At 63.5% G+C, this 9125-nt stretch carries 6 protein-coding genes; 4 read left to right on the forward strand and 2 right to left on the reverse strand.

What is annotated here, in order from left to right; genetic code table 11:
* Window positions 1-305: 305 nt before the first annotated feature.
* On the reverse strand, window positions 306-542 hold the full coding sequence (locus HMPREF9465_RS13165) for a hypothetical protein (RefSeq protein ID WP_147645251.1): 237 nt from the start codon (window positions 540-542) through the stop codon (window positions 306-308).
* 139 nt (window positions 543-681) lie between these two features.
* Between HMPREF9465_RS13165 and HMPREF9465_RS05780 the strand changes: the two genes are divergently transcribed.
* The 4 genes from HMPREF9465_RS05780 to HMPREF9465_RS05795 are packed head-to-tail and all read left to right on the forward strand — an operon-like array spanning window position 682 to window position 7433.
* On the forward strand, window positions 682-2151 hold the full coding sequence (locus tag HMPREF9465_RS05780) for a DUF3375 domain-containing protein (protein WP_005435008.1): 1470 nt from the start codon (window positions 682-684) through the stop codon (window positions 2149-2151).
* Complete coding sequence (locus tag HMPREF9465_RS05785; protein WP_005435010.1) at window positions 2129-2845, forward strand: DUF4194 domain-containing protein; 717 nt, start codon at window positions 2129-2131, stop codon at window positions 2843-2845. Before HMPREF9465_RS05780 ends, HMPREF9465_RS05785 begins: the two co-directional genes overlap by 23 nt.
* Window positions 2842-6222 carry an ATP-binding protein gene (locus HMPREF9465_RS05790; protein WP_005435012.1) on the forward strand — a complete coding sequence of 1127 codons (3381 nt, stop codon included), beginning with the start codon at window positions 2842-2844 and terminating at the stop codon, window positions 6220-6222. Before HMPREF9465_RS05785 ends, HMPREF9465_RS05790 begins: the two co-directional genes overlap by 4 nt.
* Window positions 6222-7433, forward strand: coding sequence for a Wadjet anti-phage system protein JetD domain-containing protein (locus tag HMPREF9465_RS05795; protein WP_005435014.1), 1212 nt, complete (start codon window positions 6222-6224; stop codon window positions 7431-7433). Before HMPREF9465_RS05790 ends, HMPREF9465_RS05795 begins: the two co-directional genes overlap by 1 nt.
* Before the next feature lie 158 nt (window positions 7434-7591).
* On the opposite strand, the gene iscB is transcribed toward HMPREF9465_RS05795, so the two are convergent.
* Window positions 7592-8833 carry an RNA-guided endonuclease IscB gene (gene iscB, locus HMPREF9465_RS05800; protein WP_231289355.1) on the reverse strand — a complete coding sequence of 414 codons (1242 nt, stop codon included), beginning with the start codon at window positions 8831-8833 and terminating at the stop codon, window positions 7592-7594.
* Between the last annotated feature and the right edge of the window lie 292 nt (window positions 8834-9125).

Below are 9125 nucleotides of genomic sequence, written 5' to 3' on the forward strand. Positions count from 1 at the left end.
GGTCTGCTGCCATGCCTCAGTTCGCTCTGCTGTTTGGCGAGCGCTTTACAGGTGCCATGGAGTAAGACAAGGGGTATGATTAGACTACCCGCGCTATCGCATCAGGTCTGGCATACTGCATCACAAAAAACAAAGGGCAGCCTCGTTGGGCTGCCCCTGGAATAACCTCCCCAGACACAGAAATCCTGACACTCCCGCCGCGCACACTTTGTACGGACGGTGAGGTTCAGGCGGCTTTGCCTCCTGAAAGAGCTGTCTGACGGTCAAAGTGAATCCTCTGTCTTCAGACAGGGGAGCTTCAATTCTCAGCAGGTCTCGCCCTCGCCACAATCTCGAGAAGATGCCTCCGGCTTGGCGTGTCGCAGAGCTTCTCCCTTGGCTCGAGGGTCCTGTCGAACGCTTCGATCTCGTCCATCGCGTCCGTGGATGACGTCCCGCACGCCCGCCACGTGGCCTGCGATCGAGCCGTCGAGGGCGGCGACGAGGCTCAGTTCTGGAATGAAGGCCGCGACTTCGCGGCGCACGAGGAGTGCTGTGGACATGCGGTTCCCAGTGGAAAAATGAGCTTGAAGAATGTCGTGCGGCTTCTTCCAAAACCGCGCGGATCAAGGCTTTGGAGAGGGCTTCTTTGGGTGCGCGGGGGAGGAGGAAAGTCGCCCGACCATGTAAAATATACGGCCTATGAAAGCCAGCATCTCATACCCCGGCTTCCAGCGTCTGCGCGCAGCGCCCCTCTGGAAGCTTCTGGCGGCAGCCAATGCGCCCGCCATCATCGCCATCCTGGCCGAACACCTCTACGAGGCGGACCACGGGATGCGTGCGTCCGAATTTTACGCGCGCGTCGACCGCAGTCTCGAGGAGCTTCGCGCAACGGGCGTCGACATGCCGTCGACGGCCCGCGAATACGCGTCGCAGTGGCTCGCCCAGGGGCTTCTCGAACGCACGCTGCCCTACGGCAGCGACGAGGAGGTCTATTCGCTCACCTCGGCCTCGGTCGACGCCGTGAGGTTTGTGACCGGCATGGGCAGGCCCCGTGCGGAGGCGACGGAATCCCGCCTGCAGCTTGTGATCACCGCGCTCGACGGACTTGAAGAAGACACCGACGCGGACGTCGAACGCCGCGAGCATCGTCTCATCGAGGAGCAGAGCCGCATCCGCCGCGAGCTTGAGGCCGTGGGCAGGGGCGAGGTGAAGGTGCTGGACAAGGACACCGCGCTAGAGCGCACCCGCGAGATTCTCACGCTCTTCTCGGGGCTTGTGGGCGACTTTCATCGCGTGCGCGACAGCTTCGAGGCGCTCAACGCTGACCTTCGCCGCCGCATCATGGAGTGCTCGGGCTCGAGGGGCGACGTCCTCGAGGACGTCTTCGCAGGGCTCGATCTCATCAGGCTCAGCCCTGCAGGCCGAACCTTCTTCGCGTTCTGGCGCCTGCTCAACGATCCCGTCGAGTCCGCCCGCTTCGAGGAGGCGATCGACGCCGTGCTCTCGCGCGACTTTGCGCGCGATCTTACCGTCGAAGAGCGCAGGATGCTGCGCACGATGCGCCGCAACCTGCTCGAAAGGGGCGGGGATGTGCACGACACGACGAAGCGTCTGGCCCAGGGTCTCAGGAACTTTGTGGAAAGCCGCCAGTATCTCGAGGAACACCGTCTCAACAGGCTCCTCACCGAGGCGATGCGCGCAGGGATCGATGCGGCCGACGAGCAGAGTCCCGTCCGTAGGACCGGGATCGAACTTTCGAGGACGGGCTTCACACCGAGGTCCGCGGGCCAGATGGTCCTCTGGGATCCCGTCACCTATGCGCCTCCGCCGCCCGTCGAGGACGGCACGCCGCCTCCGCTTGACCTCTCCGCCGTGGGCGAGCGCATTGCAAGATCCGAAATCAACATCCGCGAGCTCAGGGAGAACGTCGCCGACGTGCTCTCCCGCAAGGACCAGGCGAGTGTCGGCGAGGTACTCGAGGCGCATCCCGCGAAGCAGGGCCTCGGCAGCGTCGTCGGTCTCATGGAGCTCGCGCTTCGTCACGGCATTCCCGGCTCGGGCACCGAGAGCCTCAAGTGGACGGGGCTCGACGGCCGCGAGCGCTCCGCCACCGTGAATCAACTCTTCTTTGTTAAGGACAAGATCGATGAACTCACCCGAATCTACTGACGCCGCGCGCAATGACGAACAGGCCGCGGGCCTCTGGCGCGGTGACGCGGGCGGGTTGAAGCTCGACGCAAGGCGCGCGCTCGTGCAGCTTCTCAAGGGCCCCGTGCTCGACGGCATGCGCATGCCCGTCATCTGGAAGGCCCTGCTTGAGAGCGAGGACCTGATCCGCAGCCGCCTCAACGACCTCTTTCTCGACCTCGTGATCGACCGCGAGCAGCTCTTCGCGTTCACGCGCCAGGCGGACACCGATCCCGTCAAGGCGCCGATCCTTCTGAAGCGCAAGCCGCTCAACTACATCGAGACCTATCTTTTCCTCTTCCTGCGCCTGAGGCTCTCAAGCGCCGAGGGCAGGGGCGAGCGCGCCGTCATCGGTCTTGACGAAATCCGCGAGCATCTAGCCGACATCGCGGGCCGCAATCGCGACGCCGTCGGCTTCGAGAGGCATCTGGCGGGTGCCGTCACCAAGGCGGACCACTTCGGCGTGCTGCGCCGCCTCAAGAGCGGCGAGGACGCCTTCGAGATCTCGCCCGTCCTCAAGATGCTCATGACGGCCGACCTCGTCGAGCAGGTCAAGGGCTACTACGAGGGCAGGGCCGCCAAGCCGGGCGAGGTCGCCGCCGAAATTCCCGCCGGCATTGAAAACGACGAATCCGAAGACGAAGACGACGAAGACGATGCGGAGGACATGGAATGACCGATCTCGCGCTTTTCCCCGAGCTCATGCCCGAAGAACAGTTCAGGGCCGTGCGCCTGCAGGTACACAACTGGGGCACCTTCTCGGGCTGCAACGACATTCCGATCGCCGAAGAGGGCTTTCTCTTCGTGGGCGCCTCGGGCTCGGGCAAGTCGACGCTTCTCGACGCCTTCTCCCAGCTGCTGATTCCGCCCCGCTGGGTGGACTTCAACGCCGCCGCGCATGAGACGGGCGGCAAGGTCAAGGGCGACCGCTCGATCGTCTCCTACGTCCGCGGCGCATGGTCCGAGCTTCAGACCGATGCGGGCGTGACAACGCAGTACCTGCGCGAGGAGACGACCGCCTCGGGCCTTGCGCTCACCTTCCGCAACGCCCGCCGCATCGTGACGCTCCTGCAGGTATTCTGGATCCGCGGAAAGCTCAACGGCGTGGGCGACGTCAAGCGCCTCTACGCCGTCGTCGAGCGGGACGTCGACCTCAAGGCCCTCATCACCGGCTTTTCGGAGTCCGACTACGATCTCAGGCGCCTCAAGATCGATCTGGGCGACGCCAGGTGCTCGGACCTCTTTCCGCCCTACGAGACCGCCTTCACGGCGCTCCTCGGCATCAAGAGCAGCCTTGCGCTCAAGCTCCTTCACAAGACGCAGTCCGCGAAGAACCTTGGCGACCTCAACGAATTTCTGAGGAACTTCATGCTCGATGAGCCGCGCACCTACACGATCGCCGCCCGTCTCGTCGACGAGTTTGTCGAGCTCGAGGCCTCGCACCGCGCCGTCGTGGCCGCCAACGCCCAGATCCGCGTGCTCTCGCCCGCGCAGACGGCGTTCGGCGATATGCAGCAGGCAGAAGAGGGCCGCCTCCGCGCGAAGCTCCTCGCGGAGGCGCTCCCCGCCTACCGCGAGTCCTGGCGCGCGAACCTTCTGACCGCCCAGGCCGCGAAGCTCGAGAACGAGCGCCGCACGCATGAGGAGAACGTCCGCACGATTCAGGCCGATCTCGTCGCAAGGCGCAGCACGCTCGCCGACCTTGAGCTTCGCGAGCGCCAGAGCGGCGGCGACCAGATCGCCGGCTGGGAGGCCGAAAAGGCCCGTCGCGAACAGGACCGCGACCGCGCGATGCGCGAGCGCGGAAAGGTCGAGGCCGCCGCGCGCGAGCTCGGCGAGGCTCTGCCGCCCACGGCTGACGAATTCCGCACGCTCGTTGAGGTTGCCGCCGCTGAAGAGGCGGGTGCCGCCGACTTGAAGAAGGCGAGGGACGCGAAGATCGAGGCCCTCATCGGCGAAGAGCACGGCATCAAGAGCGAGCTCGACGTCCTCTGCGAGGAAATCGAGTCGCTCGAATCGCAGCGCTCGGGCATTCCCGCCGTGCAGCTCAGGATCCGCGAGAAGGTCGCTGCCGAGGCGGGGCTCAGGACCACGGACCTGCCCTTTGCGGGCGAATTCATCGAGGTGCTGCCCGAGCAGATCGCCTGGAGAGGCGCTCTCGAACGCGCGCTCAGGCCGCTCGCCCTTTCGATTCTCGTGCCCTCCGAACATTTCGAAGCTGTTTCCCGTGTCGTCAACGGCGCCCACTGGGGCGCCCACGTGCGCCTGCTGAGGACGGGCGGCGCGATCGTCGAGGAGGCGGGGAGCCTTTCGGACGACTCCGTCATCCGCAAGATCCGGGTCACCGACGGCGTGCACGCCCAGTGGCTCGAGAGCGTCCTTCGCCGCGACTACGACCTCGCCTGCGTCGAGACGCCCGAGGCCTTCGCCGCCGCGCGCCGCGCCGTGACGAAGACGGGCTTCGTGAAGGACACGCACGCACGATACGACAAGAACGACACCCGCGCGGTCGACGATCCGCGCGCCTGGGTGCTCGGCATGGACAATCGCGCCAAGCTCGCGGCCCTCAGGGCCGAAGAGGAGATTCGCCGTCGTGATCTTCATGAGAAGAGGCGCGCGATCACGGCCCTCAAGAACGAGGAGGCTGAGGCCAGCCGCAGGCTCGTGCACTGCCACACCCTTGCGGCCGCCTCCTGGATCGACATCGATCCCGCTCCGATTCTTGCCGACATCCACCGCCTCGAGGCCCAGATCCGCGCCGTGCGCGAGGGCAACGAGGCCCTCAGGGAGCTCGCGAAGGCCATCGAGGAGACGCGCATTCAGATTGCCGCCGTCGAGGAGAAGCTCTCCGACGCAAAGGCCGACCTCAAGACCGCCGACGGCGCGCTCACGACCGTCAGGAAGCGCCTGCAGACCCTGAATGACGCCTGGAGCACGCAGATCGCGGCGCTCACCGACGGCATGCGCAAGGGACTCGGCGACCGCTTCGGTGCAAGGCTCGGCGAGATCCGCCTCGACACGCTCGACGACCTCGTCAACATGGTCGCGCGTGAAATCAATGACGAAATCTCGAAGCTCGTCGCTCGCGTGAAGGACATGGAGATCCGCGTCACGACCGCGTTCGACAAGTTCCGCGACCAGTTCCCCGCAGAGTCGGCCGACCTCGGCGCGGGCCTTGAGTTCGCGGGCGACTACTTCAGGCTGCTCGAGACGCTCGAGCGCGACCGCCTGCCCGACTTCGAGGCGAAGTTCCGCGAGCTCCTGCGCCAACAGAGCATGCAGAACCTCTCGCAGCTGCGCCAGTACCTCACCGAGGAGCGCCGTGACATTCTGCAGCGCCTCGAACTCGTGAACGAAAGCCTTCACGTCGTGCCCTTCAACGTGACGAACGGTCGCAGGACCTTCCTTCGCATCACGACGCAGGAGCGCATGCTCCCGGAAGTGGTCGAGTTCAGGAAGCGGATCCGCGACGCCCTCGAGGGCGCCTGGGACGTCAAGGTCGAGGACGGCGAGGCTGAAAAGCGCTTCGCGATCCTCGCCGAGCTCGTGTCGAGTCTCAAGGACCTGCCTGAAAACCGCCGCTACCGCGACACAGTGCTTGACGTACGCCGCCACGTCGACTTCATTGGCGAGGAAGTGGATGACGACGGACGCCAGATCGAGGTCTACCGCAGCGGCGCCGGCAAGTCCGGCGGCCAGCGCCAGAAGCTCACGACGACTTGCCTGGCTGCCGCCCTCAGGTACCAGCTCTGCGGCGACAGCGTGTCGGTCCCGACCTATGCGCTCGTGGTGCTCGACGAGGCCTTCGACAAGGCCGACAGCGACTTCACGACGCTCGCCATGAACATCTTCCGCCAGTTCGGCTTCCAGATGATCGTCGCCACGCCCGACAAGGCCGTCACGACGCTCGAGCCCTTCATTGGTGGCGCCTGCGTGGTGCACATCGTCGAGCGCAAGTACTCGAGCGTGCTTACGATCCCCTACGACGGCGCGGTCCACCGCCTCGTCTGGAAGGCGCCCGCTGAATCCGCAGAACCCGTGAAGGAGGCCTGATGAAGACGCCGGCCGAGGTCCGCACGACTGTGGCGCGTCGATTCCGGGCGTCGTGCCGCAGGTGGCTCGCCGGTCATCTGGGCCTTCCCGACGACTCGGCCTGGCCGTTTGCCGTCCCGCTTGGCGTTCCTTCCGAGCGCGAGGTCCTCGCCGACCCGCAGAAGACGCTCGACTGGCGCGACGCATGGAGCGCGGAGGCCGAATCGGGCCGTCTCAAGGTGGCCTTCGCGGTGCGGGACTGGACGGCCTGCGGCCGTCAGACCGTTCCCGAACGTGCGGTGTTCGAGTCGCCCGAAGCCGTTGCGCGTGCAGCGGGCGAGCTTCACACATGGAGACGTGCGCTCGAGCGTGCCTCCCGCCTCGTCGACGGCGAAGACGGCCTGAGGGAGGCGCTCGTGCGTGCCTGGAGCGTGCTCGCCGAATGGGAGGACGAGGATTTCGCGATTCTGCTCTCCGCCTTCAGGTGGCTTGCCGACAATCCCGAAAGCGGTCTCTATGTTCGTCAGCTGCCCGTCGAGGGCATGGATACCAAGTGGCTCACGAAGCCCAGAATGACGGTGCTTCGCGATCTTCTCGCCGCCCGCTGGCGTGCTTCCGGGAGGCCCGTGCCCGAGGCGCAGGCCTTCGAGGCCTTCGCAGGTCTGAGGAGCAGGCCCTCGAGCGTGCGCATGAGGCTTCTTGATCCCGCAGACCGTGCGCTCATGCACGGACTCTCCGACCTCTCAGCGCCGCCGGAGGAAATCGCGATCCTGCCGCTTCATCCGAGAATCGTCTTCATTTCCGAAAACGAGCAGTCGGGCCTTGCGTTCGGCGACGTGCCGGGCGCCGTCCTCTTTTTCGGTTTGGGCAAGGGCGTCACGCAGCTCGATGCCGTTCCCTGGATTCATGAGGGGACGGTCATCTACTGGGGCGATGCCGACACGTGGGGCCTTCAGATTCTCGCGTCTTTAAGACGGCGCTTTCCCAAGACGCGCGCCGTCATGATGGACGAGGCGACGCTCGTGCGCTTTCATGCCTACGCCGTCGAGGAGCCCAGGCAGGCGCCCGAAGCTGTCTGCGAGGGCCTTCTGCCTGCTGAAGCCGCGCTTTGGGACGCACTCAAGTCCGACAAATATGGCATGCGCCTTCGCCTTGAGCAGGAGCGCATCCCCTGGGCCCATGCCTGGGCCGAACTCATGAAGGCAGTTGCCGAAGCTTCCAGAAAGTCCTGAGTCTGAGGTCTAATCTAAACGGCACATGCACCCTCATGCTCCGTCGAGTGCGAGCGTTTGCGCATCGAGCGCTACGGTTCGACCTATGATGATCCGTAAGCTCTCCATAGAATTGCCGCGAGGGAACATCCGACTTCAGTCGGGTGAGGAATCGCGGCTTACTCCTTTCGTAGTTCAGTCAAAAAAGTTTTGCGTGTTTCGAGAAGACTCAGTTTTTTGCAATTGATGTCTGTCCCGATCACAGTTTTGTCAAGGCGACGAATGTTGAATGTGCCTCTAACGCGTCGCCCGAAAACAAAACCAATCTGTCCGCCGATTCTCACCTTGTCGAATAGGCGGAACCCCTTGACGAGGAATGGCGCCTGATTGAGCGTCCTCACGCCACCCTTGAGAATCGAACACTTGTGTATCTGTCGGTTGTGCTTTCGCGTCTGTTGTTGGAAGAGGAAATCTCCTCTTCGCAACGCTTTCAGATTTCCCGCAATGCAGAAGGCGTCGGCGCAATGCGTCTTGGGCAAGCCAAGAGCAATGCGCTTGTGCTTCGTCAGATAGCCGTAGGTGTTCTCGACAGGCAGTTTAGGGTGCGTCTTGCGTACGCGGTCAAGCAGCGTCCAGCGCATGATGCCCATGAAGGCTTCCGCCCTGAACGATTGACCGCGCTTGACCTTCAACTTGATCTTTCCTGCGTGATAAGCCTTGTGGCATGTCTCGCACAGCGTGATCAGGTTGTTTGGCGCATCTCCGCCCGTTTTACGACTCTCAAGATGATGCACGTTGAGGATCGGATCCTTGGATCGGCCTCGACAGTGCTGACAGATATGACCGTCTCTGAAAAGAACGTACTCGCGCACGTTCCAGAATCCAAGCTGGTCGCCCTGCTGATAGCCCGTCCCTTCGACTTCGGGATTCCTGATCTTTTGAATGTCGAAGGATGCGGTTTCAATCACGATCTTGGTGACGGGAAGCAGTCTGCAGACCGCCTCGATGCGCGAAATGTGCGCTTGGATACGGTTCTCCACGGACGGCGCAAGCCATCCCTTGTGCTTTGATCGAACGCGATTGTTGAAGCGCGGAGCGCGGTAGCGCGTCTTTCGATTGCGCCTTGCACGTCGGAATGCCAGACGATCGGCCAGAAGTCCCGTGATGTCCTGTCGAAGCGCGACTTCGGATGCGAAGACCTCCTCCTTTTCCGTCGTGGCGGAAATGCCAACGTGCCTTGCGCCTGCATCGACGCCAAGCGTCACGTCCTGCTTCGTCTCGCCTGTGGCGATGGTCAGCTTGATCGTGAACGGCGTTCGACGCACGACGAAGGCCTTGCCCGCCTTCAGCATGTGTCGCGCCTTTGCTGGCGAACACGGCATCAGCGGCTTGCCGCGCATGTTCAAAACAAAAACTTTCAAAGTATCTCCTTTGCGGATACCCGCAGGCTCCGCTTGCTCGGCCCGAAGGCCGGTTGTTCGGCCCGAGGGCCGATTCTCATCCTTCGTCAATGTTGGAATGGGTTTCTTGTCTGCATCACCGTTCCTACCTCTCAGAACTTTTAAACACAGACCGCAGAGCGTGGGACTAGGATAAACATCCCACGGTGCCTGTACATTCCAAACCAACGTAGCTCGCCTCCCAGAGGAGGTTTGCTGAGACTAGTCAATAAAGGCTCTTTGAAGCCTCCGCCTTTAGGCGGGGGTTATTGAC

Origin of the sequence: Sutterella wadsworthensis 2_1_59BFAA, assembly GCF_000297775.1 — a bacterium.
Lineage (GTDB): Bacteria > Pseudomonadota > Gammaproteobacteria > Burkholderiales > Burkholderiaceae_F > Sutterella > Sutterella wadsworthensis_A.